Annotated in this window: 23 protein-coding genes, 1 pseudogene, 1 CRISPR repeat array and 1 riboswitch; of the genes and pseudogenes, 13 read left to right on the plus strand and 11 right to left on the minus strand. The window is 43.0% G+C overall.

The window, feature by feature from the left end:
* Positions 1-367: 367 nt before the first annotated feature.
* A complete protein-coding gene (locus tag HWQ41_RS19375) occupies positions 368-1,225 on the minus strand; it encodes an SDR family NAD(P)-dependent oxidoreductase (protein WP_292766201.1) in 858 nt (285 codons plus the stop codon).
* A gap of 43 nt (positions 1,226-1,268) precedes the next feature.
* Positions 1,269-1,499, minus strand: coding sequence for a hypothetical protein (locus HWQ41_RS19380; protein WP_292766203.1), 231 nt, complete (start codon positions 1,497-1,499; stop codon positions 1,269-1,271).
* Positions 1,500-1,833: 334 nt separating this feature from the next.
* On the opposite strand from HWQ41_RS19380, the gene HWQ41_RS19385 reads away from it, so the two are divergent.
* Positions 1,834-2,064 (plus strand): hypothetical protein, encoded by a 231-nt coding sequence (locus HWQ41_RS19385; protein WP_292766204.1) that lies wholly within the window; start codon positions 1,834-1,836, stop codon positions 2,062-2,064.
* Positions 2,065-2,122: 58 nt separating this feature from the next.
* Positions 2,123-2,917: a twin-arginine translocase subunit TatC gene (gene tatC / locus HWQ41_RS19390; RefSeq protein WP_292766207.1), complete on the plus strand. Its 795-nt coding sequence runs from the start codon at positions 2,123-2,125 to the stop codon at positions 2,915-2,917.
* Between the two features lie 795 nt (positions 2,918-3,712).
* Here the strand turns inward: tatC and HWQ41_RS19395 are convergent.
* Positions 3,713-4,021 (minus strand): DUF3067 family protein, encoded by a 309-nt coding sequence (locus tag HWQ41_RS19395; protein WP_292766210.1) that lies wholly within the window; start codon positions 4,019-4,021, stop codon positions 3,713-3,715.
* A 229-nt stretch (positions 4,022-4,250) separates the two neighbouring features.
* Here HWQ41_RS19395 and petC point away from each other — a divergent pair, with 229 nt between their 5' ends.
* From petC to HWQ41_RS19415, 4 genes are all read left to right on the plus strand, one after another.
* Positions 4,251-4,790 carry a cytochrome b6-f complex iron-sulfur subunit gene (gene petC / locus HWQ41_RS19400; protein ID WP_292766212.1) on the plus strand — a complete coding sequence of 180 codons (540 nt, stop codon included), beginning with the start codon at positions 4,251-4,253 and terminating at the stop codon, positions 4,788-4,790.
* A gap of 106 nt (positions 4,791-4,896) precedes the next feature.
* Positions 4,897-5,901: a cytochrome f gene (gene petA / locus HWQ41_RS19405; RefSeq protein WP_292766214.1), complete on the plus strand. Its 1,005-nt coding sequence runs from the start codon at positions 4,897-4,899 to the stop codon at positions 5,899-5,901.
* A gap of 361 nt (positions 5,902-6,262) precedes the next feature.
* Positions 6,263-6,613, plus strand: a complete 351-nt coding sequence (locus tag HWQ41_RS19410) for a DUF6717 family protein (RefSeq protein ID WP_292766217.1) — start codon at positions 6,263-6,265, stop codon at positions 6,611-6,613.
* A 124-nt stretch (positions 6,614-6,737) separates the two neighbouring features.
* The gene (locus HWQ41_RS19415) at positions 6,738-7,424 is read left to right on the plus strand and encodes an SAM-dependent methyltransferase (RefSeq protein WP_292766219.1); all 687 of its coding nucleotides are present in this window, start codon (positions 6,738-6,740) and stop codon (positions 7,422-7,424) included.
* Here the strand turns inward: HWQ41_RS19415 and HWQ41_RS34325 are convergent.
* A complete protein-coding gene (locus HWQ41_RS34325) occupies positions 7,373-7,663 on the minus strand; it encodes a hypothetical protein (RefSeq protein ID WP_366931686.1) in 291 nt (96 codons plus the stop codon). The two genes, HWQ41_RS19415 and HWQ41_RS34325, sit on opposite strands and share 52 nt — an antisense overlap.
* 216 nt (positions 7,664-7,879) lie before the next feature.
* A riboswitch (cobalamin riboswitch) is annotated at positions 7,880-8,012 on the plus strand.
* A gap of 37 nt (positions 8,013-8,049) precedes the next feature.
* On the opposite strand from HWQ41_RS34325, the gene cobG reads away from it, so the two are divergent.
* The 5 genes and pseudogenes from cobG to HWQ41_RS19440 form a co-directional block, all read left to right on the plus strand.
* A complete protein-coding gene (gene cobG / locus HWQ41_RS19420) occupies positions 8,050-9,582 on the plus strand; it encodes a precorrin-3B synthase (RefSeq protein WP_292766221.1) in 1,533 nt (510 codons plus the stop codon).
* Between the two features lie 48 nt (positions 9,583-9,630).
* The gene (locus HWQ41_RS19425; protein WP_292766224.1) at positions 9,631-10,257 is read left to right on the plus strand and encodes a precorrin-8X methylmutase; all 627 of its coding nucleotides are present in this window, start codon (positions 9,631-9,633) and stop codon (positions 10,255-10,257) included.
* A gap of 2 nt (positions 10,258-10,259) precedes the next feature.
* Positions 10,260-10,964 carry a precorrin-2 C(20)-methyltransferase gene (locus tag HWQ41_RS19430; protein WP_292766227.1) on the plus strand — a complete coding sequence of 235 codons (705 nt, stop codon included), beginning with the start codon at positions 10,260-10,262 and terminating at the stop codon, positions 10,962-10,964.
* 39 nt (positions 10,965-11,003) lie between these two features.
* Positions 11,004-11,419: a CRISPR direct-repeat array (repeat unit 36 nt; unit sequence GTTTCCATTAATTCCACTTCTCCGAAGAGAAGCGAC).
* Positions 11,420-11,898: 479 nt separating this feature from the next.
* The gene (locus HWQ41_RS19435; RefSeq protein ID WP_292766229.1) at positions 11,899-12,891 is read left to right on the plus strand and encodes a GTPase; all 993 of its coding nucleotides are present in this window, start codon (positions 11,899-11,901) and stop codon (positions 12,889-12,891) included.
* A gap of 21 nt (positions 12,892-12,912) precedes the next feature.
* Positions 12,913-13,146, plus strand: a pseudogene (locus HWQ41_RS19440) (arsenical resistance protein ArsH); the annotation flags it as partial.
* A 165-nt stretch (positions 13,147-13,311) separates the two neighbouring features.
* Here HWQ41_RS19440 and HWQ41_RS19445 read toward each other — a convergent pair.
* From HWQ41_RS19445 to HWQ41_RS19470, 6 genes are all read right to left on the minus strand, one after another.
* Complete coding sequence (locus tag HWQ41_RS19445; RefSeq protein ID WP_292766232.1) at positions 13,312-13,998, minus strand: PHP domain-containing protein; 687 nt, start codon at positions 13,996-13,998, stop codon at positions 13,312-13,314.
* A gap of 496 nt (positions 13,999-14,494) precedes the next feature.
* The gene (locus HWQ41_RS19450; protein ID WP_292766234.1) at positions 14,495-15,631 is read right to left on the minus strand and encodes an AIR synthase related protein; all 1,137 of its coding nucleotides are present in this window, start codon (positions 15,629-15,631) and stop codon (positions 14,495-14,497) included.
* A 76-nt stretch (positions 15,632-15,707) separates the two neighbouring features.
* Positions 15,708-15,914, minus strand: coding sequence for a hypothetical protein (locus tag HWQ41_RS19455; RefSeq protein WP_012412689.1), 207 nt, complete (start codon positions 15,912-15,914; stop codon positions 15,708-15,710).
* 388 nt (positions 15,915-16,302) lie between these two features.
* On the minus strand, positions 16,303-16,902 hold the full coding sequence (locus HWQ41_RS19460; RefSeq protein ID WP_292766236.1) for a superoxide dismutase: 600 nt from the start codon (positions 16,900-16,902) through the stop codon (positions 16,303-16,305).
* 730 nt (positions 16,903-17,632) lie between these two features.
* A complete protein-coding gene (locus tag HWQ41_RS19465; RefSeq protein WP_292766239.1) occupies positions 17,633-19,240 on the minus strand; it encodes a bifunctional pantoate--beta-alanine ligase/(d)CMP kinase in 1,608 nt (535 codons plus the stop codon).
* Between the two features lie 886 nt (positions 19,241-20,126).
* Complete coding sequence (locus HWQ41_RS19470) at positions 20,127-21,215, minus strand: septal ring lytic transglycosylase RlpA family protein (RefSeq protein WP_292766241.1); 1,089 nt, start codon at positions 21,213-21,215, stop codon at positions 20,127-20,129.
* 900 nt (positions 21,216-22,115) lie between these two features.
* On the opposite strand from HWQ41_RS19470, the gene glsA reads away from it, so the two are divergent.
* Positions 22,116-23,081, plus strand: coding sequence for a glutaminase A (glsA, locus tag HWQ41_RS19475; protein ID WP_292766244.1), 966 nt, complete (start codon positions 22,116-22,118; stop codon positions 23,079-23,081).
* Positions 23,082-23,118: 37 nt separating this feature from the next.
* The gene (locus HWQ41_RS19480; RefSeq protein ID WP_292766246.1) at positions 23,119-23,703 is read left to right on the plus strand and encodes a pentapeptide repeat-containing protein; all 585 of its coding nucleotides are present in this window, start codon (positions 23,119-23,121) and stop codon (positions 23,701-23,703) included.
* Between the two features lie 312 nt (positions 23,704-24,015).
* On the opposite strand, the gene HWQ41_RS19485 is transcribed toward HWQ41_RS19480, so the two are convergent.
* A complete protein-coding gene (locus HWQ41_RS19485) occupies positions 24,016-24,828 on the minus strand; it encodes a DUF1838 domain-containing protein (RefSeq protein ID WP_292766249.1) in 813 nt (270 codons plus the stop codon).
* Positions 24,829-25,057 lie beyond the last annotated feature (229 nt).

A 25,057-nucleotide genomic window follows, 5' to 3' on the forward strand; every position in this document is an offset into this window, starting at 1 on the left:
CCTTAAAATGATGATTTTTTTCTTAAAATGATGATTTTTTTCTTAAAAAGACGACTTTTTTCTTAAAAAGACGACTTTTTTCTTAAAAAGACGACTTTTTTGTTAAAATGATGATTTTTTTCTTAAAAAGATGATTTTTTTCTTAAAATGAACGCGGTGTCTAACTTTCTCTCAAACCTCGAATTACCCCCCTTAATCCCCCCTTTCTAAGGGGGGAAACACGAAACCTAGTTCCCTCCCCTTTCCAAGGGGAGGGTTAGGGTGGGGTAAAACCTTGGTTAATCAAGTATTTCAGACTTGTTGCATCTGGCGTAAGGGATTAAGGGGGGTTAGGTTTGAAAAAAAGTTGCACACGGCGTAAAGTAATCTACAACCCCATTGAGTATAAAATTATCCGGTCATGCAGCTTATCAGGTAAAATATGCTTTAGCACAGATCCAATTTTGGCATCTTGTCCAACAAGATAGCGTGTCTTAGGTTGTTTTGCAGTGAGCGCATGGACAACAGCCTGAGCAACAATATCCGCAGAAATTCCCTTAGATGCGAGAATCTGCATTTTCTTACGTACAATATTCATCGCCTGTCCGTAAAGATTTTGTGCCGATTGTGGTAAATCCTGCTGTGCTATTTCAGATTGACTTAGGGACTTTTCCCAGATTGGAGTAGCAATAGAACCAGGTTCAATAATTGAAACCGAGATTCCCCAAGGTCGTAACTCCATCCGCATGACATCAGTGAGTGCTTCCAAAGCAAACTTTGACGCATTGTAAGCTCCCAGGAACGGGGCAGGGCTTCTACCAGCAATGGAACCCATATTGATAATTCGACCCCGACTCTGGCGTAATAGACCAAGAAATGCTTGTGTGACTGCTAGTTGTCCGGTAACATTAACCTGCATCTGGTATTGAAATTCTGCGATCGCTAATAATTCCAACGGCCCAGGAACAGCAATTCCGGCATTATTCACTAAACCTAAAATCCCCGTACCACCGACTGCATTTGTTACCTTATCAACCGCAGATGCGATCGATTCAGCGTCAGTAACATCTAAAAAAATCGGAATCAGCCTTTGTGACCCTTTCTGTTTAAGTGTTTGAGCATCAATATCTTGACGCACACCAGCAAAAACAGAGAAGCCCAACTGGTCTAAAAGCAAAGCACAAGCCTGACCAATTCCTGTTGATGCTCCTGTAACCACTACTGTACGTTGATTTTTTGTAACCATTAATTTTCTTTTATGATGGGACTGCCGTAATTACAAATTAGTATTAATCTTTGCAAGTACCAGCGCGAAGACAATCTTCCGTTTGGTCATCTCTAGCCGATATTTGCCACGGAAAATTGTGTGACTGAGTATTTGTGTTGTAAGCAATTAGAGTCGCTATTATGGGAAACTGGTTTTTAACAATCGGCACGTCACTACTACAACTATTGGCTAGCTCAACATTGTATAAATAAACAGGCAATGCCATCAGGGCAATGCAAATTGTCCGGTTCATACCCAACCTCAGCTAAAAATTTCCGATTGCGCTATGTATAGATAGATGCCACCTTGATGAACCGGATTTTTAAAACTGAGTATTATATGCTGATGTTGTGTCGATTTACTCAGCGCTACTAGCCGCAGAGACATGATTTCTAAATTATCGGTTCCACCCTTTTTTTAGGTTAGACATTGCTTACAAGATCGCTTCCTACTAACTTATGCAGATGCAACCCCAAAAAACAGGATAAAAAACCCACAGCACCCAAAAACATATCTTGGTAGCTGCATTCCCCAGATAAAATAATGAAGAGTGCTGAGTTAAAAGTGCTGAGTCACCAAAATGGTCGATGACCGACAAACAAAAGAATACAAGCCCGAATGGCACTAAGAAAAGCCCAAAGGCTTGTGTCACCTCGTTCCCAGTCTTAAGACTGGGAATGTATTCCAAAAGGGCTGCTGCCTCTGGTCAAGAAAGAGGAGGCGGTAGCCCCCCAGGATGGGTTCCCAGCCTCCAGGCTGGGAACCAGTTAGGGCAAGGACTGTATCTTAACTTAGTGCCATTCGATACAAGCCCATAAATAAATTTAAGGGATTGTTAATTTTGAATTTTGAATTTTGAATTCGGAGCGAAGCAACGTGACGCCTTCACAAGACGTAGATACTGTAAACGTTCCCAACATCGACCCAGAAGAATATGGTAACTCAGACACCGATCCTCTTGATGAGTTACCAGGTGAAATCGAAATGTCCCTTTTCGACCACCTAGAAGAGTTGCGACAACGGATTTTCTATTCGCTGATTGCCGTAGCGGTGGGCATTATTGGCTGTTTCTTTGCCGTTAAGCCCATTGTCCAGTTACTTGAGGTTCCAGCACAAGGAGTAAAATTTCTCCAACTTGCACCCGGAGAATATTTCTTTGTCTCCCTCAAAGTCGCAGCTTACACTGGCATCATACTTTCTAGTCCTTTTATTCTTTACCAGATTATCCAGTTTGTGGTTCCAGGACTGACTCGCCGCGAACGCCGTTTACTAGGGCCTGTGGTTTTGGGTTCGAGTGTGCTATTTGCAGGGGGGTTAGTATTTGCCTATTTACTCCTTATCCCCGCAGCGTTGAAATTTTTCATCAGCTACGGAGCAGATGTAGTCGAACAACTTTGGTCAATTGATAAATATTTTGAATTTGTGCTGCTACTGTTATTCAGTACTGGTTTAGCATTTCAAATTCCGATCATTCAAGTGTTGCTCGGTAATTTGAGCATTGTCTCGTCTAAACAGATGGTTTCTGGTTGGCGTTACGTGATTATGGGAGCAGTGATTTTAGGAGCCGTTCTGACACCTTCTACTGACCCCCTAACTCAAAGTCTGTTAGCCGGAGCAGTTTTAGGGCTTTATTTTGGCGGTGTTGGACTGGTGAAGCTCACAGGTAAATGACCGAATTTTAGATTTTAAATTTTGGATTTGGGATTGAAGATTCTTGCATCCCAAATTTAAAAAGGTCTGAGAAGAAGGGAATTTAAACGACAGAGCCAGTGACTTGATTGCTGGGGTCAATTTAAAATATAAAATCCTCTCATTGTGTGACCGAAGAACAAAAGGATACAAGCCCCTAAATTTATTTATGGGGATTGTTAATTTTGAATTTTGAATTTTGAATTCGGAGCGAAGCGACGTGACGTTCGCATTGCTTCAACTTAGTTAATGAGTGCAGTCAGTAAAATCCTAACCACTATTTCCCACTCTTCGGTAACACGATAAAGGTTGATTGCTTGCTCAATATGCTGTGTCTGTCGATACAATCTACCAAATTGCCAAACATTACCTGTTGTTACTGCTCCTAATTAAAAGTATAAGAACGATTTGGAGCTAGCAATGGTTGGCGGCTCATGTCAATGCGCTATTTTTGGATAAAAAACACTGTAATTATGCAGAAATTTATTAATGTTAATGCCAATATAGGACTCGTATTTGATTTTTAAAATAAGTAAGTCGGCACGAATTAACCTAACTATGTAACAAAATGTAAAACCATCAAAGTCCTTGCGATTGCTTCTCTACGAGACGCTACGCGAACGTTGCACTCCGTTTCACTCACAATGACATACTTGTAAATTTTCCTAACCACCTACTTAACTCAGTACACATCTATTCCCTTCTTTCCTGTTAAGAGTTCCCTATTCCCTCCCTACGCAAGTAAGTTCAGGAATCAAATCGGATTCCTATAGCAGGTCATAATATCCATTCCGAAGTGCGATCGCCCAAATCTAGAGGAATGCTGACAGCTTTGCCGAGTCGGGGGCGATCGCGTGTTTGGGCAATAAATATTTGTACTTGTGTTGACCCACCCAAGGCATGAAGATAATTGGCAATACTATCGAGATGCTCTTGGTACTCCGCCTCGCTCAAGGGAAAAGAAACTTGCTCCAGATATTTCCACATTACTTGCAAAAATATCTTTCCCTGTGCCCGCCGGAACTGCACATCGTAAGAATATCCCCATTTATCAAGCAACATCTGACGTAATTCCTGTCCTGTCATAGCTTTTCTCAATCAGATTTTACATTTAGTTATGATGTTAAGTTCCGTGACTCCAGTATGATAAGGATATAAAGAAATGTAATGCTAACAGAAAAGATGCTAAATATATCTTGGAACAGAGAAGTATGGCATCGTTGTGAGCGCTAGCATTTCGACTTAGACAAGAGTTGCTCAAGTACTAGTACTGTTGTCAAAATGCTTAACAAAATACACAAAGAGCGCGTAGATTATGGCTCAATTTTCTGAATCAGCAGACGTGCCCGATATGGGGCGTCGTCAGTTCATGAATCTGCTCACTTTTGGGACTGTCACTGGAGTGGCTCTGGGTGCATTGTATCCCGTTGTCAAGTACTTTATTCCACCAGTAACTGCTGGTGCCGGTGGGGGTGCAACGGCAAAAGACGAGCTAGGTAACGATGTTAGCGTCAGTAAATTTCTCGAAAACCGGAATGAAGGCGATCGCAACCTAGTCCAAGGACTAAAGGGAGATCCCACCTATATTGTGGTAGAAAGCAAAGAGGCGATCAAAGATTATGGCATTAACGCCATCTGCACCCACTTAGGTTGTGTAGTCCCTTGGAACATTGCTGAGAACAAATTTAAGTGTCCTTGTCATGGTTCCCAGTATGACGAAACTGGTAAGGTTGTTCGGGGCCCAGCACCTCTGTCTTTGGCTTTAGCCCATACCAAAGTAAACGACGACAAAATCGTTTTGACCCCTTGGACTGAAACCGACTTCCGCACCGGTGATGCACCTTGGTGGGGTTAATAATTTTGTCCTTAGTCCTTAGTCATTTGTCCTTTGTTCAGGGCTTAATGACTAATGACTAATGACTAATGACTAATGACTAATTCAATCGTCGCCCTTATTAGAGATGAGAAATGTTTTCATAACAGCGAGGTTAACTCGCAGTGCTAGAGCGATCGTCAAAACATTGCTCATAGCGATCGCTACCGTGACATTTTACTTCACCAGCGATCTAGCCCTTCCCCAATCCGCTGCCGCCTATCCCTTTTGGGCACAGCAAACCTATCCCGAAACCCCCCGCGAACCAACCGGGCGGATTGTTTGTGCCAACTGTCACCTAGCCGCCAAGGTTACAGAAGTGGAAGTTCCCCAATCGGTACTACCTGACACTGTATTCAAAGCTGTGGTGAAAATCCCTTACGATCTGGGCGCCCAGCAAGTTGGTGCTGACGGTTCCAAGGTTGGCTTGAACGTCGGTGCAGTACTGATGCTACCTGAAGGCTTTAAGATTGCTCCTGAAGACCGTCTTTCCGAGGAACTTAAAGAAGAAGTTGGCGACACTTCCTTCCAACCCTACAGCGAAGACAAAGAAAATATCGTCATCGTCGGGCCTTTACCCGGTGAACAGTATCAGGAAATCGTCTTCCCAGTTCTTTCTCCCAACCCCGCAACCGACAAAAACATCCACTTCGGTAAATATTCAGTTCACGTAGGTGGTAATCGGGGACGCGGACAAGTATATCCCACTGGCGAAAAGAGCAACAACACTGTTTACAACGCTTCCGCTACTGGCACAATTACCAAGATTGCCAAAGAGGAAGACGGAGACGGCAACGTTAAATATCTAGTCAACATTCAACCCGAATCTGGTGATGTTGTCGTTGATACGATTCCTTTAGGGCCAGAACTAATTGTTTCCGAAGGCCAAACAGTTAAAACTGGTGATGCTTTGACCAACAACCCGAACGTCGTCGGTGGATTCGGTCAAAAAGATGCAGAAATAGTATTGCAAGACCCCTCTAGAGTCAAATGGTTGATTGCGTTCATCGCTCTTGTGATGTTAGCTCAAGTTATGCTGGTGCTGAAGAAGAAGCAGGTTGAAAAAGTTCAAGCTGCTGAGATGAATTTCTAAATTCTTTGCTAAATCATTACTTGTAGGACAGGCATCTTGCCTGTCTTTTTTAATGTTAGTTACACAAAGCCTGGAAATCAGGGCTATTTCATTCTCATTAAGTCCGCCTCAGAATGAATTCACCAGTCTAATAGCACTCATTCGTCTAAAGACGACTAAGAAAAGGTTATAGTCCGTTAAAACGGACTTTAGCTATGAGCCGCTGAACTTCAGTTCTGGGCGTTTTCTGTCTAGAACGAAATAGCCCTGCCTAGAAATTTAGGATTGCTATATAGATTTCTCATAGGGAACATTGCTGTACCCCTACCAACGTATTTGTATCATTATTAAAGTGAAACGGTATTAACTGCTAGTAAACTTTATGAACTCAATCATGGTTATTCATCCCTATAAGTTCGGCGAGATGTGGGTGTTTGACGATGACAATGTAGGTCTAGTTCGAGAGCCTTTCGTGGCAGGAGCGGACGAAATTATTGAAAGAATGGTGGCACACATTTCAGATGCAGAGTCAGGGTTCAGTTTGGTATTTTCTGCATCTCCCTTTCCTGGCTATCAACTCAAGTTTGACTGGCGGCGTGAAGAATATGGAGGTAACTGGTATTACAGTACAGATTTAGATCGAGAAGGATGGCTCTGCCCTGCTCTATTTAAGTATTTCGATGAGGCTCCCCAAGAGTTTTACGCTCAGTTCAAAGCAAAAATAAACCGATAATGTTAATGAAGGTGATGAAGATGAGGGCATTAATTATGATCAGCCTTTTCCTTGACTTAAATAAGCTCAACTCCATAACTAAACACCCTAGTAGGTTGGCAATTTACGGGAATTATAATTACCTATGAAATTAAATGAGGTTGTCCCTTGGGGTAGAACTCTTGAAGAGTACAAGCTGATGTTTGCCTTATCAGATGCAGACCTGAACATGACAATTCTTGGGTGTGGTGATGGGCCTGCCAGCTTCAATGCTGAAATGACAGAACTCGGACATTCAGTTGTGTCTATTGATCCTCTCTATCAGTTTTCTGCTGAACAAATCAAACAACGAGTTCTAGAAACTTACGAGCCAGTCATCAAGCAGACTAAACAAAATTCAAACCGCTACATTTGGAAGAACTTTCGTAATGTAGATGAACTTGGTTATGCCCGTCTGGCAGCGATGGAGAAATTTTTGTTGGACTATGAAGCTGGTAGAAAAGCAGGGCGCTATTTGCCGCTATCTGTACCAAATCTAGAACTAGCTAACAATCAATTTGGGTTATGTGTGTGTTCCCATTTCCTCTTTCTTTACTCTGAGCAGCTATCACTCGATTTTCACATCGCATCTATTCATGAACTCCTGAGAATCTCTCCAGAGGTGAGGATTTTTCCCTTGTTGAAACTTGATTGTGAAGTATCACCCTATATTGAGCCAGTGATCCAAACGTTTTCCAGTCACGGATTTGATGTCAAGGTTCAGCCTGTTTCTTACGAATTTCAAAAAGGGGGCAACCAGATGTTGAAGATTATCACCTGTGTGAGCGAATAAATATCAACGGCAGTCAAATCAATCAATGGGCAACGATGCTTAACTTTGAAGAAAGATGAATACTTCTCACCAGCGATGTCTACGACGGGCGTAGCTGCGGCACCAGTTTTTCTTGATCTTATCTGGAAGCGGCTAGTATTTCTCATCAGATGCTCAATTGGGTTGTACTTAGATGTATAAGGAGGATAGTGAGCAATAAGAATTTCAATACCGATTTCATTCACCAAAATTGATTTCACTCCATCCAATGCTGAAAGTTTCTACAAGCTGGGTATGGATAAAGCTCAAAAAGGAAAATATACTGAAGCAATTGAAGACTTTAGCAAAGCAAAAATTGGCTCAAAATTATGTTTTTGAATAGCTCAATTATAAAATTATAATGTCTGGCGATCGCTTCTTCTCCCAAAGTTTGGCGGCGATCGGTGGATAGGTTGATTCAAAATATGAAGTATTAAATTTTCTGACTGCCTTATCGTGCTAAATTACTAAAGCTTGGAGTTGGGAAACTCCGGTGAAATTCCGGGACTGTGCCGCAGCTGTGATGGGATCACCCAAGTCAGAATGCCAACTCTCAAGACACACTCACCGTCTACTCCCTGCGCTGCACGGGGAAGGAGTTCCAAGTTTGCTTTCTGGATTTGCCACTTGTCCTGGCTTGTTTTATGCTACACCCGCCGCAGATGGGATATTATCTCGCATTAGAATACCAGGTGGGATTATTAGTAGTCAGCAGTGCCGTGCGATCGCAGATATAGCAGAACAGCACGGTGGCGGCTATGTGGATGTGACTAATCGAGGCAACCTGCAAGTTCGTGAAATCCACACGGGGATAAATGCTGAGGTTCTGAAGCATCTACAGGATATGGGATTGGGTTCTCGCAATCCTGTTGTAGACCACATCCGCAATATTATGACCAGCCCAACTGCTGGTATCGACCCCCAAGAATTAATCGACACTCGCCCTTTTGTGCAAGGTTGGGATGATTATATTGCTGCACATCCGGCGCTTTCGGGACTGTCGGCAAAATTTAGCGTTTGCTTTGATGGTGGTGGGATAATTCGGGTGTGCGATCGCTTGAATGATATCGCCTTTGCTGCTGTTTTAGTTGACGGTAATGTTTACTTTCGCCTTTTTCTCAGTGTAGGCGAGAAAGGTCAACCGCCTAGCGATATGAGAATTTTGTTACCACCAGAGGAATGTTTGCCCATCTTGGCAGCTTTGGCGGATGTCTATCTAGTTCATAGTAATACTACGAGTCAGGGTCGGCTACGTCTCTTAGAGTTATTGAATACTTTGGGTTGTGAAAATTATCTCCAGGAAGTTGAGCAGCGTCTACCTTTTTCTGTTTTATACACTGAAACAAGAAAAGACCTAACCCCCCAGCCCCCCTCCCTGCAAGGGAAGGGGGAGCAGTCAGAGGGAAAATATCAGCATATTGGCATCCACCCACAACGTCAGCAAGGCTTATTTTACCTTGGTGTCGTCTTGCCCCTTGGACGACTGGAAAGTAGACAAATGCGGGGTTTAGCAGATTTAGCAGCAAAATACGGTAGCGGCACTCTTAGGTTAACTCCTTGGCAAAATTTACTCCTTACAGATATTCCTCAGCAATCGATTGCTGATGTCCAGCGAGAAATTGCTTTCTTAGGATTAGATACCTCTGCAACCAACATCAAGGGTGCATTAGTTGCCTGTTCTGGAACAAAAGGTTGCACCGCTTCTGCCACGGACACCAAAAGTCATGCGTTGGCATTAGCAGAGTATCTTGAAACTCGCCTTACTCTTGATTACCCAGTTAATATCCACTTTAGCGGCTGCGAAAAATCTTGCGCCCAGCATGGCAAGAGTGATATTACTCTCCTTGGTGTCAGCATTGAGGCTGACAATGGAACTGTGGAGGGCTATCACGTTTATGTTGGTGACAGCAAGCAGAAATTCGGACGTGAAATATATCAATATGTAACTTTTGCCGAACTACCTGCATTAATAGAGCGGATGCTATATGTATATAAAATTCAACGCCTAAATTCTGATGAGTCCTTTGGGGAATTTGCTAATGGATATGCACTGACTCAATTACAGCAATTATTTAATATAATTCCTCAATCATTCGTGAATAACAAGATTCCCAACTTTTTAGAGAAGTCGGCAATCTAAGCCTTTTGATTTTTATACGTCAATCTAAAATCTAAAATCCAAAATTGAATGTCCGATTACATCCGAGATGCCAACGAAATTTACCGTAATTCTTTTGCAATCATCCGGTCAGAAGCGAACCTAGATGCGCTGCCACCAGATGTAGCAAAAGTTGCTGTGCGTCTCATTCATGCCTGTGGGATGACGGATATTGTCACTGACTTGGGATATTCACCAACAGCAGTGCAATCTGCCAGGGCAGCACTGGCAGCAGGAGCGCCAATTCTGTGCGATTGCCGGATGGTTGCCGAAGGCGTCACCAGGCGGCGGTTGTCTGCAAACAATCAAGTTATCTGTACCCTCAATCAGCCGGAAGTGCCAGAAATGGCCCTGCGTCTGGGTACTACAAGGTCGGCGGCAGCTTTAGAATTATGGCGATCGCACCTCGAAGGGGCAGTAATCGCAATTGGCAATGCGCCTACAGTACTGTTCCGACTGTTAGAAATGCTTGATGAAGGAGCGCCTAAGCCTGCTATAATTTTAGGTTTTCCAGTGGGGTTTGTCGGTGCAGCAGAATCGAAAGCAGCACTGGCAACAGACAGCAGAGATGTAGCATTTTTGACATTATACGGTCGGCGCGGTGGGAGTGCGATCGCGGCAGCAGCAGTTAACGCCCTGGCAACGGAGGAAGAATGAATATGAAAACCAAAGGTCGTCTCTATGGAATTGGTGTCGGCCCAGGCGATCCCGAACTATTGACTCTGAAGGCGCTGCGGCTATTGCGTGCGGCTCCCGTGGTTGCCTATCAATCAGCCACAGATAAAGCAAGTATCGCTAGAGCGATCGTGGCGCAGTATCTTCCTGGCAATCAAATTGAGGTGCTATTTCACCTCCCCCGCGCTTTGGAGCCAGAAAAGGCAAAGTCTATTTATGACCAAGAAATTCAACCAATTGCTGACCATTTAGCAGCGGGTCGAGATGTCGTGGTGCTGTGCGAGGGTGATCCATTTTTCTATGGCTCGTTCATGTACCTGTTCACGCGGTTATCTGACCAATACCAAACAGAAGTTGTCCCCGGAGTTTCCTCACTGATGGCTTGTCCGGTAGCCTTGGGTGTACCTTTCACCTACTACACCGATATCCTCACCGTCCTACCCGCCCCATTGCCAGCAGAAGAACTGACTACACATCTGCTAATGACCGATGCAGCCGCAATTATGAAGCTCGGTCGTCATTTTACCAAAGTACGAGATATCCTGCATAAATTAGGGCTAGCATCACGGGCAAGATATATTGAGCGGGCATCAACGTCACAGCAACGCATCGTACCCCTAGATGAAGTTGACCCAGCCGAAGTACCCTATTTCTCGATGATTGTGATTCCAACTAAGAATCGACTATAAGTAGAGAACTATTGGCGCACTTCAGAGAAATTCTTCTGAGTTTGCATTAATTCCACTTCTCCGAAGAGAAGCGACCTGGTAATGTACAACTTAATCAATTTTTACCAGATGGTAGTAAGATGCGTTTCCATTAATTCCACTTCTCCGAAGAGAAGCGACTTAATAAATGGTTAATATTCTCAGAAGAATGTTTTAAGTTTCCATTAATTCCACTTCTCCGAAGAGAAGCGACGCAAGGCGGTTGAAGCCGGAATGGTCCGACAAGCTGAGTTTCCATTAATTCCACTTCTCCCAAGAGAAGCGACGAGACGGTCGAGGCGGCGCCGAAGAAGGCCCGCAAGGCGAGTTTCCATTAATTCCACTTCTCCGAAGAGAAGCGACTGTCGCCCGATGCCAGCGCCGCCAAAATTGACGATGTTGTTTCCATTAATTCCACTTCTCCGAAGAGAAGCGACCCCCTCTTATTTAAACCCTTACGCAGCCTGATGTCCAGATGCCATTTGCGAGGGGGTATATACCTACAGCAAAATTCAACCATATTACATACACACAAAAACCCTGAAACCCTTAGACAGCAGGACATCGGCCGGGTCAACGATACAATAGGCATTTCCAGCTTTTGCCGACCCCCTCGCAGAACAATTAGATGAAGATCAAAAATTCGTCATTAACATCACAAATAAACCTTTAAAAATTCATAATTTATAAACAGTCAAGCAAGAGTTTGTCTTGGGCTATTTCGATAAAAGTTAGACCTACCTTTCTTTTTGGTAAAAGGTATTGTTTAACCGATAATTTAGACTTTACCATAAAGAAATACTTCAATAAAATTTGATGGCTCCTAATAGCACCTTCATCTAAATATATGTTTTGTGATCATGAAATAGATTTTTTGGGAATAATACAGCTAGTCCTTCCTAAGATGATGTTCTTCATGATGAATATACCAGAAAATGTATTAGACCAATTCGATCACCTTTACAAACTACAGCCAGGAGTAGCAACAAAAATAAAAAATTTTATTTTAAAAACGTTTGATTATCAGCCCAAAATAGGCATTCTTGGTAAGACAGGTGTAGGTAAATCAAGCCTCTGCAACGCTCTTTTTGGAAAAGACGTTGCACCTATCGATCACGTTGAGAGTCGTACACGAGAACATCAGGAATATCCAGTAGGTGTGGGTTCAGGAAATATCAAACTAGTTGATTTTCCTGGTGTAGGTGAGAATCAAGAGCGAGATATGGAATATAAGACTTTATATTCTGAACAGTTACCAGAATTAGACGTAGTTTTGTGGGTTCTAAAAGCAGATGACAGAGCTTTTAGTACTGATGAAGAGTTTTATCATAATGTCGTCAAGCCTCACTTGGTACAAGGTAAGCCTTTTATCATTGTGCTGAACCAGGTTGAGAAAGTTGAACCGATGGGTGAATGGGATTCAAACAACAGTATTCCTGGGTGTGAACAGCAAAAAAATATTGATGCCAAGATAAAGGATGTTGCTAAAAAGTTTGGTCTTGATACCAAAAACGTTATCCCAGTCTCCTGTGGTAAAAAATATAACGTGGTAACACTTGTGGAAACAATTACCTATGCAATCCCTAAAGATAAAAAGTTAACGTTTGTGAATTCTGTACTAAATGAAAATCGTTCAGAGAAAGCTAAGGAGGAAGCGAAAAGTGGTTTTTTTAAAGAATTCGGTGAATTTACGAATACTGTACTAAATGAAAATCGTTCAGAGAAAGCTAAGGAGGAAGCCAAAACAGTTATTGTTGAGGGATCTGAAGGAGATGGAGGAAAATATATAGAAGAAGACTGGGGTCAAAAGATTGGAGAAACCATTGGTTATTTTGTAAATAACACTATTGTTATTAAACTTCTTAACAAGGTTGCTAAACATTTTTTTCCTTGGTGGCCATTCTCATAAACTGAGAATGGCTTAAAACTATCCTCAGTGGCCAAAGCATATCAGGAGTTTAACGAAGACGGCACTATGAAGGATTCGCCCTACCGCGATCGCGTCGTCGATGTTATGGAAGAACTTTACAAGTTTACCTTGCTATTGCGTGACAAAGTTGATTATCTCACAGACCGCTACAGTCAACGTAAGGAAAAAGCTGCCAAAGAGACAATCAAGATAGCTTCTCAAGCTCTTGAAGTTAACTCTAATAAAACCAAGTAAGTAAGTCCGAAGTTTCTTTATTTAGTTAGCAGAAAATACCATGATTTTCAAACTAACCTGCGGAATCTGGGTTGATATCAGGCTTGACTAATCGAAAATCCAAAATAGAATAACCTCCTGGCAGATTGAACCAGGAGAGTTGAAAAAAATTGATTCGATTCATCTTTACAAGCGTTGTAGCAGGCTCAAACCGTGGGTATCAGTACCACAGGTATTGAAAAGAAAGTATTCATCAGCTAACTTTTGCACTTGTTCTGATTCCAAGGTGCTGGGTTGCCAGGGGTTAGGGTTATTGTAGGCGTAGAAAGTTTCCACGCCATCGATACCCTTTTGGGCCGCAGCTGGAATTAAGTCGAAATGCGATCGCTTGTAACGAGCTGGATGAGCCAAAATTGCCAATCCCCCAGCTTCATGAATAGCGGCAATCACGTTACTTGCCTGATATTCTTGCCCTGTAGTCGCCCTTCTTTGCAGATAGGGTTTTATACTAGGGTGTTCTGTTTCAAAAGCGTAAGCCAAAATGTGAACTTCTATACCCAAAAGGTTGGCATTGATTTCCACGCCACTCCACAGGTGAGGAGTGCTTGCACCAGAATTACTCCACTTCCAGTCTTCTAACCAGGCAAGTGATGCTTGATAGCCGATAATACCATGATGATCGGTGATGGCTAACCCTTTTAGCCCAATAGCGATCGCCTGCTCCATCAATGCACTCGGCTGCAACCTCCCATCCGAGTAGACAGTGTGCATATGAAAGTTGAATAACCTTGGACAACTATGTGCATCAATGTTATAAAATACTTGCTTCAAAAGTTCTGCAGAAGCAGTAGTCCGGGCCAAATTTACAACCATAACCCCCTCGGAACAAAAATATAATTCTTAACACACTAAAACGCCACATTTAAAGATGAGAAAGACCCAGCACTAAAAATTAGTGTTGGCTGCTACTTTCTCAGCTTTTTCAGCAAATTTTTCAATATGTTAAGACTACGTTAGCAAATCTTAACCTCAGTAGTCATGCGTGTTTTGGACTACTTTAATTTTAAGTAGTAATAAATATTGCATGAAAAATTTCATAAATACGCCTACAGTATCTGTGAGAAATGACTTAGATACTAAAGGCTTAGTAGAGGAATTATCTCTAATAAGCCGTAAATGCAACTCGATGTTGTGTGTAAAAATTATTATTTATCTCAATAATTTCACTAGTTTGATCTCATCAGTAATGACTTGTGCGTAGGCGTAGCCCGCCGCAGGCATCGCATAAGTAAGAATATCCTGTGAGTCTACAATAGCTCCCAGAAAACTGGCGATGTCTACGACGGGCTATGCCTACGCTTGGGCTGCATTATACCCCTCGCGCAATCCCAAAAGAATCTCCCTTCAAGGTGACTCCAAGCGGTTCTACCACCACCTCGCGGCTAAGGGACGCTTCAACCCTTCCGGCAATCACAGCCATTAGCTCCTGTTCTCTTGCCAGCAGAACGATTTTCTCTGCATCCTGCTCCGACTCTGTATAGAATGCAAATCCTGCACCGTAATTGAATACGGAAAGCATCGTCGCTGCCCCGCCCTCAAGATGACCCTCGACAAACGTAAATATCTCCGGTACTGGGAGCATCCTTTCGATGACGTACCGAAGCGGCTTCGCCGACCGCATCAGCTTTTGCCATCCATGTCCAGTGATGTTCTCCATTGCGGTGGGACGAATTCCCTCGCCAAGCACCGCCTGCACAAGCGGCGTGTAAAGATACGACGCAGCATTCATCGCTGACCATAACTCCTGCCCACTCGGAAGTTTTGTTCTGTAGCCTTCAGGGAGCGACTCGGCGAGCTTTCGCAGTGGGGTAAAGCCGTTTTCATGGGGGCCCGAACTCTCAACAAGAACAATGGTATTTCCGGCATCCAGACGCGAGCTATCAATGGGAGCGACACCAGCCGGCATGACCCCAAAAACTGAGCCGGCAATGTCGAGCCGGCCTGGAATCATCTTAGTTTTTAGTTGAGGAGTTTCCCCTGAAAGATATACGCACCCCACTTGTTTGCACCCCTCAACGACTCCATCCAGAAACCCATCAAGAAAAGCGGGGGTAAAGATTGTTTCAGGAGTACTAGACGGCAGATAGAGACCGAGAAGTATAGTCTGCATACCAGAAGTTGCCGCGTCGTTCGTAAGACACGAGATAATCTTGATACCGATGTTCCACCAGAATCGTCGAAGTTCCTCTTCACAGAGGTCGTCAGGTCGGGTATCGTCTGCGGTGCCCAGTCCTTCTGGGACAAGTGTCATAGAAAGTTCTTTAGCCCCCGCCTCCACAAACGGAGCGAGGTTGAAGCTAAAAGCGTTAGCGCTTGCTCCCAGACCCGACGCGGGCACGGTGCCATAAGCGCTTGCAAAGCCAAGTGTGCGTTTTGCGGCATCGATGAAGCGTCGTTTTGCGGCATCGAGAGTATCGTAATCGACTTGATCGAGAGCTTGAGCCATCAGGTTGCGTTTTAAGTTAAAAGTGAGGAGTTAGGAGTTAAGAAAACTCATAACTCATAACTCATAACTCATAACTTTAAAATACCTCATCTTCAATACCACGCCACCATTCCCCCAAATTCATCAAGTCTTGGTATATATCTTCTAACTCTTTGGTGTAGACATCGTTTGTAAGGGTGGCTCGACGCTCTTGCAATTTCTTGAGGCGCAGTTGTACCAATACCCAAGGTTTGGTAATGCTATTCGTTGCTTCGATGTATTGCGCCAGTTCTTTGCTATCCATATATTTATATTTTGATTTTAATGTCACTACTTTTAAGATATAGGAGGCAGTTGAGGGGGACAAGGTAAAATTTTCTCTCCCATCTCTTATATGTCCAGCTAACCAAAAACAGCCACAATACTAGTCGTGACTGCGTACAAGATTGGTTAATTAACTGATTATTTGTACTTTACATAAGTAAGTGGGCGTGAATAATTAAAGGTTTGTAGTAAGCGGCTCTAGCCCTTAAAATCGGGTTAGAGCCGCTTACTACGAGCCAATTTAATTAAATTTACATTGCGTAACATAGTTTGATTTATTCTTGCCCACTTACATGTCTGGCACAAACCACATAGACGCAAAGCAGCTTGTCAAAAGGCATCGCACCCAGTTCAAAACTGGCAATTGATTAAGCTTTAGCCAAGTTTTCAGCAACAAAGTCCCAGTTCACCAAATTTTCTAGGAAATTCTTGATGAACGCTGGACGGGCATTTCTGTAGTCAATGTAGTAGGCGTGTTCCCAAACATCCAAAGTTAAGAGTGCCTTCTGGCCATGAGCTAGTGGATTTTCTGCATTTGGTGTCTTAATCACCTTCAGCGTACCACCATCATCAATCAACCAAGACCATCCGCTCCCGAATTGAGTTGTGGCAGCGTTAGTGAACTCTTCGTTGAATTTCTCTAAGCTACCAAAATCTTTATTAATCTTGGCTGCGAGTTCACCAGTGGGGCCGCCACCTTTGGGTTTCAAGGAATTCCAAAAGAAGGTGTGGTTCCAAACTTGAGCAGCGTTGTTAAAGATCACCGCCTTAGAGGAGTCTTTGAAGGAAATTTTGATCACCTCTTCCAGAGACTTATCGGCAAGTTCAGTACCTTTAGTGAGTTCGTTCAGTTTATCTACATAAGCTTTGTGATGCTTGCCATAGTGATACTCAAAAGTCTCAGCTTTCATACCATATTGCTCTAAAGCATCCTTCTCAAAGGGTAGTGGTTCTTGTACAAATGCCATTGTGTGTAATCCTCTCTTTATCGGTTTTCAGTCTTAAACTATTGCAGAAGCTTAGGAAATTAACAGCTTTTGTTTCTGGCAGTTTTATGCCTTTAATGATGAAACATGAAACTTAACATCGTCATTCTACTACTAAAGTGAAGATCAAGTGAAGATGAAAACAAAGTACTTTTGTGATAAGTCAAATCGCTATGAATTCATGACTATAAATAAAAATGGCTAATATAACAGGGAATAGGGAACTCTTAATAGGGAACTCTTAACAGGGTTGAAAGTCTCTTGGTGTCAGTGTTTTCTGATTAGCTGATGTCAACCGCTACCTGGCAACTGCTATATCTCATAGCCAGAGACCGATAATTAATTAGCATTTAGCAATTAAAGCTTTCATACTTCTATCTTTAGTATGATTAATTGCGATGTCATAAATCAGTCGAAAGCGAGATGATTTAATACTTAAATAATCTATAGGAATCCTATTTTATTTTTGAAAAAACTCAGTATATCTTTATTCCCTGTTCCCTGTTCCCCGTTCCCTTACTCTACGAGTGATTCAGGAATCAAATCGGATTGCTATAATATGTCTAGTACAAGGCTTGATTTTTAATGAAGATAGCCAATAGTTAAATTATCTATTTTGTTTTTAAATGCAGTTTTGTTTTGAGAATGGTAGGTGAATAATCACTCACCCACCACTCTTTGGAACTAAAGAACTAACAGCAAATTGTGATGATTACCACTGAGATAAACGCTGCTGGTAATAGTTAACGATTTGTGCCGTGACTTCAGACACGTCTAAACCATCGGTTTGAACTTCGATCGCATCCGCTGCTTTTTGTAAAGGAGAAACTTTGCGTGTACTATCTTTCCAGTCACGTTCGGCAATGTCCCGTTCCAGCTGCTCTAAACTCACTTTGGGTTGACCTTGTTTGTTAAAGTCTTGCTGGCGACGACGGGCGCGTTCAGTTACAGAAGCGGTTAAGAAGATTTTAACTTCGGCATCGGGGAATACATGAGTACCGATATCCCGGCCTTCAGCTACTAAACCACCTCTTTTACCCCAGTTTTGCTGTTGTTTAACCAGTGCTTGCCGGACAGCGCTTTGTGCCGCGATCGCCGATACTTGAGATGTTACCTCAATCGTGCGAATTGCCTGCGTAATATCAGTACCGTTAATCCAAACCCGCACGCTCGATTGTAAATCCTGGGTAGGAGTAAGTTCAATTTTACACTGGTTAGTTAATTCCGCGATCGCACACTCATCATCAATAGCAATCCCCTTTTGCAGTACTAACCAAGTGACAGCCCGGTACATCGCTCCTGTATCTAAATACACTAAACTCAGGCTTGCTGCCACTTGACGCGCCACTGTAGATTTTCCAGCACCAGCTGGGCCATCAATGGCGATAATGGGTTGACGATCGCGCAATATGGTATTGTCAATCAAACGTGTAGCACCAAGACGAGCTGCGATCGCCAACATTCCTTCCTCCTCAACTTTTTCTAAAGACATCAACGTAGTCGGTTCAACCAATTCAATATATTCCACTGAGACCGTGCTGACCATTGCCACTTCTTGCTGTACCACTGCTATCAACTTGTTGCTATTGCGTTCCCCAACACGAAACGCAGCTTCAGCCTGTCGCAAGCCACGATATAACACCGCTACCTGCTCTTTTGCCGTTGCCGTCAAATATTGATTACGAGAACTGAAGGCAAGACCCGAAGCTTCCCTTACTGTTGGACAACCAACAATCTCCACTGGCAAATTTAAGTCAGCTACTAAGCGTTTAATAATTGCCAGTTGCTGACCATCCTTTTGACCAAAGTAGGCACGATCAGGCTGTACCAAGTTGAAAAGTTTGGTCACAATCGTAGCGACACCCTGAAAGTGACCTAGCCGAGAACGACCACACAAGCCTGTTATCATAGCAGATGGGGGGATAACTTGTGTAACCTTTGATTCTTGTATACTTTTCTGGGGAACTGCCATTTCTTCAGGAGTCGGTGCAAAAATGGCATCTACCCCAGCTTGTTCGCAAAGTTGTTGGTCTTGCTCTAAAGTGCGGGGGTAGCGTTGATAATCCTCATTGGGAGCAAATTGCAGGGGATTGATGAAAATACTCACAATCACCGTAGAATTTTCTTGCCGCGCCCGTTGAATCAAGCTTAAATGACCTTGATGCAAATTTCCCATCGTTGGCACCAGACCAACTGCCGTCTGATACCAGCCAGTCATCTCATCTAGTTTCAGATCCTCAGTAACTGGAATCAACTGGTTTTCTGAGCAGCGTTTAGTTAAATAGCAGCGTAAAGCTGCGACTGTTGTCAGCAGGCGCACAAAAATACCCCTAATTCTTATCGATCCCTCCCCCGTTAGTTTATAGTGTCGAAAGCAGAAAACCCAGTGGTTTCAGTCTTGGGATGAATGCATAGCACCTTTAGGTGCAGTCTGCCTTTGGCTTGGGTAGGTTAGAAATATATTTTCTAACCAAGTCAGACATAGGAACTCCCTGAAGGTCCGATTCTTGCTTTAACTGGTCATACTCATAATCAGAAACTCTGATTTTCAAAATCTTTTGTCTTGACATAGGGCTACATTTAGGGCTACATTAACCAGCATAGTACAGGTAGAGTAACCGCTAGCACGCGACAATGAAAACTCTGGGGAGACCCCAAGCGACTGGCTAGGAAATAATAATGCTAAGAGGGTAGGGAAAGTCCTCTTTAAAAACCTAGTCGCTATCTAACTAATTGCGCGTGAACCTAGAAAAGAACACACTTTGTAAACAATGTACGGCGGGGCACGCCGAAACATGGGGAAAAGAGAGGAACACGCTTTTAAGACACTCTCGGCAAAGTACCTCAAAGCTTGGGGATAGATGCCCTCTAGGTCTTTCGTAAACTGGCTTGATATTACGTAGTGTACTACGGGTATTCGGTTAGGCACTGCCTGCATCAGTTGGCAACGAACTGTAGGATACGAAGGTTTACGGTTGCTGTCTGAACCAAGAATCCCACGGCTACAAAAACGAGCTAATCCCGTGTTTTCGTAGCCGTGGGAGTGTCAAATCTGAAATAGAGGGAACAGAGGATTGAGCTAGGGGAATTCAGTTATGGGCAGTAGGCAGTGGGCAGTGGGCAGTGGGTAGTAGTGATTAAGTTTATTCCCTATTCCCTATTCCCTATTCCCTATTCCCTATTCCCTATTCCCTACTCCCTAATAATTACTTTAAGACTTCAATATGCACTGGTGCCACTCCACTGCTCATCATTCCCAAAATCCGAGCCGCGCCAGCAGATAGGTCTATGACTCGACCCCGAATGAATGGGCCCCGGTCATTAATCCGCACCACTACCGAACGACCATTGCGGGTGTTGGTTACACGAACTTGTGTACCAAAGGGTAAGCTACGATGGGCGGCAGTCATGCCTTCTGGATTGAACCTCTGACCGCTAGCAGTACGATTGCAAGAACCATCATAGCCGTAATAGGAAGCCATGCCTCTGAAAGAGATTCGCACTCCGCCAATGGAAACCTGTTGGGGCAATTTGGGTATTGATACTGGTAAATTCGTAATTTCTTTTAAGGGAGATGCATTGCCTAGTAGTCTCCGCAGGCGATTGGTTGCTTGCAATGCATCTTGCGCTAGATTGTTGGTAGTACCTGCTAATCGCGTACCTTCGTTGATTTCGACCAGTTCTTCGCCATTAATTTTGATTGTATAGCGATCGCCATCTTGCTGGAGGGGGGCGCTTTTATTTTGCGTTTGATTGGCAGTAGATTTTCCCCCTGCTTTCCAACTTACGGTAATTTTACTCCCGTCAACATTTTCCCGATTCAACTGGTTGATCTTAGCTGCTATGACACTAGCTATCTGAACTGGGTCATTGTCAACAGAGCTAATCTGGTTACTCACATCTGTTACGTTCCCAGTATTCACTGCTTTTAGTGAATTGCTAGCAATAAGGGCATACGATTGTATGCCCCCAGAATTTCCAATTGTACCAACTTTTTTAGTTTCAGAACTCGTATTTGATACGGAACTCAAAAAGGTGAGAACGGGAATATTTTTGATAAAAAGGGTTGCCGCCTTACGTCCTCCGATGTTGTGAGGATGAATTTCTGTAATCACAGCATCCAAGGTTTGCTTTGCTGCTGTTGATTGATACTCTCCCACCTTCACAACATCAGGGGCGGGTGATTTTTGGGAAGCCAGCGCATTTCCCTTGGTGGTTTGAGTGCAACCGACTGTGGGTATTCCCAAAACAGTCATAAACAGGGCAACAATAGTCCAAAAATGTCTTTGATTCATGCGTTCGTTTTTAAAGCGACTGTAGAACTTAAGTTTTATGATTTGTGGGATTTGTCACTTTGTGAAAGTGATTTCCCTCCTGAAAAACTCGAACTCGTTCCGCGTTCACTTTGTTATTTATAACTGCAACAGACTAACATGAACCTTTTGGCTTGGGGATCAGGGTTTTAGCGTAATTTTAGGCCACCTGATCAAATTCTAATTCCAATTTTAAGGGCGAAACCTTTCTCAAATGCGGACTTTGGCTATGTAACGCTTTTTTCGGCAAGTCAAAAATTTCTTAAAAAAACTTTACGCTGATTGCACACCAATGTGACGATACCCTATTGACATCAGTTCTAAAGGCCCGCAACTACTCGTGTATTCTAGATAACATCTATTGTGGCTATTTTCTCTAAAAAGATAATATAACTTTAATTAAATGGCATCGGCATAAATACTTAAAATCACTTATTTAATTAAATATTTAGATTTCCCTATGAATAAGTCGTGATATGAGTTACATCTGAGATAATTATGCAAATTAGTTTGAGTTTAAAATCTTTTTTCAAAGTTTTTTCTACTTAGATTAATCATGACCTTTATTCTCCATGACTAGACTGAAAAGAGTGATATATGTAACTTACCACAACAGTGTTACTGAGTATAAAATAAAGAACAATACCCAACTTAATATTTTTTGTGATTAATGATGAAAAAATTAGCAAATCTTCGCGATCGCTTGGAGATAAAAATATAAATGTATTAAAAAACACCTCCGCTATTTTTTACCCTAAGTAATTGCTCAAAGATGATTTTTTAGAGCAAGCTGTCTTTTGCAAAATCTTTGCAACTGTAGGGATGTGCATCTGTAGACCCCTATTATATATAGTGGGTATTTCGGGAAATGCTATCAGCCTGATGACAAACCAAGCACATCAAGGAGATTTAGAAATAAATCCATCGCCATTATTAGCTTTTCTCAACGAGTTGCATTCGCAGTACAAGTCAGTGCGGGAGGGTGCAGTAGCGAAATACATTCCCGAACTGGCAAAGGTAAACCCGGACTTGTTCAGCATTTGCATTGTGACAGTAGATGGTCAGGTTTACAAAGTTGGGGACTGGGAGCAGATGTTTACCATTCAGTCAATTTCCAAGGTGTTTGCTTATGGACTTGCCTTAGAAGATCATGGACTGGATTACGTTTTAACTAGAGTTGGCGTGGAACCGACGGGGGATGCATTCAACGCGATTATTTTGGATGAGCAATCGAAGCGACCTTATAATCCAATGGTAAATGCAGGTGCGATCGCAACCACCAGTTTAATTAAAGGTTCCGGCCCCACCGAACGCCTCAACCGAATGCTGGATATGTTCCAGCGATATATTGGCCGCGACGTGTTCGTTGACATTTCAGTTTTTACCTCAGAACGGAGTACAGGGCATCGCAACCGCGCAATGGCGCATCTGATGCTTAACTTTGGCATGATTGACCGGAATATTGAAGAGTCGCTGGATCTTTATTTTCAGCAGTGTGCTGTGATGGTGAATTGCCAGGATTTAGCGGTGATGGCGGCTACTCTTGCTAACAGAGGTATTAACCCGATTACAAAAGAACGGGCGGTAGATAAGCGTTACATCAAAGATATTTTGAGTGTGATGTATACCTGTGGAATGTACAACTTTGCAGGTGAATGGGCTTATAAAATTGGGATTCCGGCGAAAAGCGGAATTTGTGGCGGGATTATCGCTGTTGTACCCAATAAGATGGGCATTGGAGTTTTTTCGCCCCTGCTGGATGTGCGTGGTAATAGTGTGCGGGGGGTAAAGGTGTGTGAAGAACTTTCCCAACGCTTAGGTTTACATCTATTTGATTGTTCAGGTTAAGAGGCGAAATTTGATTGAAGGAGACAGGAGTTGAGGTATGAGAATAACTGTCGAGGAATTGCTTCAACAGTATGCTGCTGGGGAGAGAGATTTTAGAAGGGTTAACCTGGAGCGGATGGATTTGAGTGGAATTAATTTGCCTGGAGTTAACTTGAATGAAGTTTATTTGAGTGAGGCTAACCTCAGTAGGGCTAATTTGTCCGAAGCCAAATTGAGACATGCTCGACTTGACCGAGTTAACTTGGAAGGGGCTAACTTGTCCAAAACTGATTTGACTTATGTTGTTTCTAATGAGGCCAACTGGAGAGGAGTCAATTTGGATGGTGCTTTTTTGCAAGAAACTTACCTTGTCTCCGTTGATCTGGAAGGGGCTACTTTCCGAGGTGCCGAAATGAGTAATGCCGAGTTCCAGCACTGCAATATGAGAAACGTCAACTTGGAAGGGGCCACTTGGAACATGCTTGATGTCGGAGGGCTGTTTGACGTTGATTTGACTGGGGCTATCGGGGAGCTTGAACTGGGCGATTTCATTGGCGTTGGTATTATTTTGCCCAATGGAGAGTTCCTCGAAGCCACTTGGGAGTTCATTGACCGAAAGCGAAAGTTGAGGGGAGAAGAATGAAAATTGAGTTTCAGTATCTGCTAAAAGAGTCTAATCAGCCTAATAAAAAGACCTCTCCCTGGTTTTACTACGCAAAACCTGTCCCTCTTCTATGCGGAGAGGAACAGACTTGAACAAAAGTTCAAAGCAGAGAAAGGTTTCTCGAACTCACGTTTGTTTATATATATAGTAGGTTGGGTTAAACGTTCGCGTAGCGTCCTGTAGGGAAGTAAAAACCAACAAACCCTGCAACCTGTTGGGTTTCGTTCCTCAACCACAACCTACACATTTTTATTTTTTGAGCTTAACCGAACCGTATTGACTCCTCACTCCTCACTCTTCTGCTTGGGGAAGCGGGAAGATTTCACCAGCCAAGTAAGCCTCAAAGTGTTTTTGGAAGTATAACCAGGAAGTCATATCTTCCCCATCTATCAATGCTTTTGGGGCTTGTTTATATAGAGGAATACGGTTATTAATTTCGTCTTGCAGCAGTGGGGGCAGTTCTGTTAAACCATTGATTTTGCTGCCAATAGCACTGTAGATCAGTTGACCGGGGCGATCGCTCATTTTCATCCAGGGAAGCCATTGACCAATTCTATCCCAACTCAGTTTGAGTTCAGAAACTGATTTAAGTGCTGGGTTGAATAAATCTGCGGTTGGCACTGTTAATTTAAACAATTCGGCTGCCTGATAAATTGGATTTGGGCTATATTCGGCAAATTTGGAATCATTTGCTAAGGGATTGGGGTAATAGGGAAATATATCAAAAACGAAGGTTGTGCTGTCACCATCTACTTGGGCGGGGAAATTTCCCTCAAACGTTCCCTGCACAGGATTATTGGCAACGTGAATCACCGGAACTGTCTCGCCTGTCCAAGGATTCTCCCATTTGGACAAAACCTCATCTGTTTTTGGGTTGAGATAGTAAGTCAGTTCCCTAGAAGTAAAATCCCAGCTACCTTCTGCTGTGGGAATACATCGGCTAACGCTCAATCCCAGCATCTTAAACAGGAGTTGTCTTTTCTCACCGGGGATAAAGGCGTAAATTTTACCTTTCCAAATCAGGAAAGTAGATTCGCTAGGGTCGAGGGAAGAACGAGTTTTAACCCAGTGCTGGGCTTCAAGTTCTTGGATTTGGGCAACCATCTCAAGCATCCTTAGTATTTGGATAACAAAAGAATAAGCGATCAGTATTTAAGTTGCATCTTTAGGAGTTAGGGAGTTTTATCTCCCTTCTACCCCAATACGCTTGGTGTTAGTGATATTTTGCCCCGGAAGATCCCCCCAATCCCTTGCTTTACCCCAGTGTGGTTTCATACGAAAAAAGAAAAATACATAAGTCTTGATTTCTTGTTTTGTAGCATAGATTTTTACC

The sequence above is a fragment of the Nostoc sp. NOS(2021) genome (genome assembly GCF_017115025.1).
Classification (GTDB): Bacteria; Cyanobacteriota; Cyanobacteriia; order Cyanobacteriales; family Nostocaceae; genus Nostoc.

Coding starts and splice junctions, on each gene's coding strand:
- HWQ41_RS19430 (WP_292766227.1), top strand. CDS start 10,260: ATGAAAACCAAAGGTCGTCTCTATGGAATTGGTGTCGGCCCAGGCGAT.
- HWQ41_RS19385 (WP_292766204.1), top strand. CDS start 1,834: ATGACCGACAAACAAAAGAATACAAGCCCGAATGGCACTAAGAAAAGC.
- HWQ41_RS19470 (WP_292766241.1), bottom strand. CDS start 21,215: ATGAATCAAAGACATTTTTGGACTATTGTTGCCCTGTTTATGACTGTT.
- HWQ41_RS19485 (WP_292766249.1), bottom strand. CDS start 24,828: ATGGTTGCCCAAATCCAAGAACTTGAAGCCCAGCACTGGGTTAAAACT.
- HWQ41_RS19460 (WP_292766236.1), bottom strand. CDS start 16,902: ATGGCATTTGTACAAGAACCACTACCCTTTGAGAAGGATGCTTTAGAG.
- HWQ41_RS19425 (WP_292766224.1), top strand. CDS start 9,631: ATGTCCGATTACATCCGAGATGCCAACGAAATTTACCGTAATTCTTTT.
- HWQ41_RS19415 (WP_292766219.1), top strand. CDS start 6,738: ATGAAATTAAATGAGGTTGTCCCTTGGGGTAGAACTCTTGAAGAGTAC.
- HWQ41_RS19380 (WP_292766203.1), bottom strand. CDS start 1,499: ATGAACCGGACAATTTGCATTGCCCTGATGGCATTGCCTGTTTATTTA.
- HWQ41_RS19375 (WP_292766201.1), bottom strand. CDS start 1,225: ATGGTTACAAAAAATCAACGTACAGTAGTGGTTACAGGAGCATCAACA.
- petA (WP_292766214.1), top strand. CDS start 4,897: ATGAGAAATGTTTTCATAACAGCGAGGTTAACTCGCAGTGCTAGAGCG.
- HWQ41_RS19395 (WP_292766210.1), bottom strand. CDS start 4,021: ATGACAGGACAGGAATTACGTCAGATGTTGCTTGATAAATGGGGATAT.
- HWQ41_RS19455 (WP_012412689.1), bottom strand. CDS start 15,914: ATGGATAGCAAAGAACTGGCGCAATACATCGAAGCAACGAATAGCATT.
- HWQ41_RS19450 (WP_292766234.1), bottom strand. CDS start 15,631: ATGGCTCAAGCTCTCGATCAAGTCGATTACGATACTCTCGATGCCGCA.
- HWQ41_RS19435 (WP_292766229.1), top strand. CDS start 11,899: ATGATGAATATACCAGAAAATGTATTAGACCAATTCGATCACCTTTAC.
- petC (WP_292766212.1), top strand. CDS start 4,251: ATGGCTCAATTTTCTGAATCAGCAGACGTGCCCGATATGGGGCGTCGT.
- HWQ41_RS19480 (WP_292766246.1), top strand. CDS start 23,119: ATGAGAATAACTGTCGAGGAATTGCTTCAACAGTATGCTGCTGGGGAG.
- glsA (WP_292766244.1), top strand. CDS start 22,116: ATGACAAACCAAGCACATCAAGGAGATTTAGAAATAAATCCATCGCCA.
- HWQ41_RS19445 (WP_292766232.1), bottom strand. CDS start 13,998: ATGGTTGTAAATTTGGCCCGGACTACTGCTTCTGCAGAACTTTTGAAG.
- HWQ41_RS19410 (WP_292766217.1), top strand. CDS start 6,263: ATGAACTCAATCATGGTTATTCATCCCTATAAGTTCGGCGAGATGTGG.